Here is a 1,611-nt window from a genome sequence, read left to right as displayed (position 1 = left end):
CCGGGCGATGCGCTGTACGTCCAGGCCGCCTACGCGAACGGTGCCCAGATCTACTCCGGCTACTCCTCGTACTCGGGCACCTACGCCCAGTCGGCCGCGACCATCCAGGGCCAGAAGTTCTCGCAGTACTTCAACGACGGGCAGATCAACCCGTTCACGGGCCAGATCTCGAAGAACGAGAACGTCACCGTGTCGGCGGCGTATCTGCACTACTGGTCGCCGGAGTGGCGCTCGGCGTTCTTCGGTTCCTACGGCGAGCAGAACTTCGCCAGCGGCGCTCGGTTCGCTCAGGGTCAGCTGTCCAGCATCATCAGTGGCGCGAATGGCCTTGCCTTCGCAAACAACACTGTGGGAGCGCCCGGAACGCGGTTCTACGCTCTGAGCCAGGCGCTCCGCGACACCTACCAGTTCGTCGCCGGCGCGAACATCATCTGGTCGCCGGTCAAGGATCTCGATATCGGCCTGGAAGGCTTCTACACGCAGATCGGCGTGAAGAACGGCCGCGTCATCGACGCCGACAAGGATCCGACCGCCTACTCTGCGGCTCGTGTTGCGGCGATCAACGCCGGCGGCCTCGTCCGCACCACGACCTCGGACGGCGTGTCCCAGATCCGCGTCCGCGTGCAGCGCGACTTCTGATCCAAGACGGCGGAGCCGGGGCCTTCATCCCGGCTTCCCACCCTGTGCGATACATCTCTCAAGGCCCGGCTCACGCCGGGCCTTTTTCGTTCTGGCGCGCTCCCTGCGCGCGCCCGGCCCTGGCGCGCGCGAGTCGAGGCTTGCAGGCGGTTCTGCTGCGGGCGCGAGAGGCGTCCGGCCCTCGCCGTGGGCCGCTGCCCGCGAGACGATGCTGACGCCTGCCTGACCCGCCCTGCAGGCCGGGCGCAGCGGAGCGACGCTTGAAGCGGACCGCTCTGAGGTGCTGCCGCGCCCGATGCGGAACGCCAGCCTCCGCGCGCCCTGCCGTCCATCCTCACATCGCCTGCACGCACATGCGCGTCTGCCGCATCGTCGTCCACAGGACGGACCGCGAGCCGCGGACGTTCGAACAGGCGACAATCGCGAATCGCCGCCTCCGCCAGCCGACAGCCTGTGCGTGCCCAACAGCTTATCGAGTCGCTCATTCCGGGTGGGCCTCGGGTGCTCAAATGGGATCGAAGTAAAAATCGCTCAGTCTATGCCATATCCCCCGATATGCCGAAATATGATTTGTCAAAATCAGTATATTTCCTCTGAATATCTGATATATACTTCCATAATCTTCCGGCAAAGACTGAACTTGGCCATCGTAATCGATCAAAGACGTTGTCGTTCGGCAACAGAACGCAGATAAGGACGCAAAAGTACGGATCGTTCATTGAGGAATCAGATCTGCCGGGACAAGATCATCGTGCCTGGCGGAAGATCCGACGTAGAACTCGAGATCTGAGCCGACAGATAAAAATAATACGCAACAATCTGCAGCGCGTTTGGCTGTAAAAATGCCGTAAGGCACTGCATCTGGGTCTCGAAGCTTTGGATATGTCTATGAAGCTCTTGAAGAGCTCGTTGCTCGGGTCTGCAGCCGCGTTCGCGGCGGTGGGCGCCGCGCACGCCGCCGACCTGCCGGTC

General features: G+C 62.5%; 2 protein-coding genes. One reads left to right on the top strand and one right to left on the bottom strand.

The window, feature by feature from the left end; genetic code table 11:
• The coding region (locus tag ACLBX9_RS03205) for a porin (RefSeq protein WP_447717894.1) at positions 1-639 on the top strand (639 nt) is incomplete at its 5' end.
• Between the two features lie 726 nt (positions 640-1,365).
• On the opposite strand, the gene ACLBX9_RS03200 is transcribed toward ACLBX9_RS03205, so the two are convergent.
• On the bottom strand, positions 1,366-1,611 hold a 246-nt coding region (locus ACLBX9_RS03200; protein WP_447717893.1), incomplete at its 5' end, for a hypothetical protein.

The organism is Methylobacterium sp. A49B (genome assembly GCF_053346215.1).
This window is presented reverse-complemented; position numbering and strand designations above follow the sequence as displayed.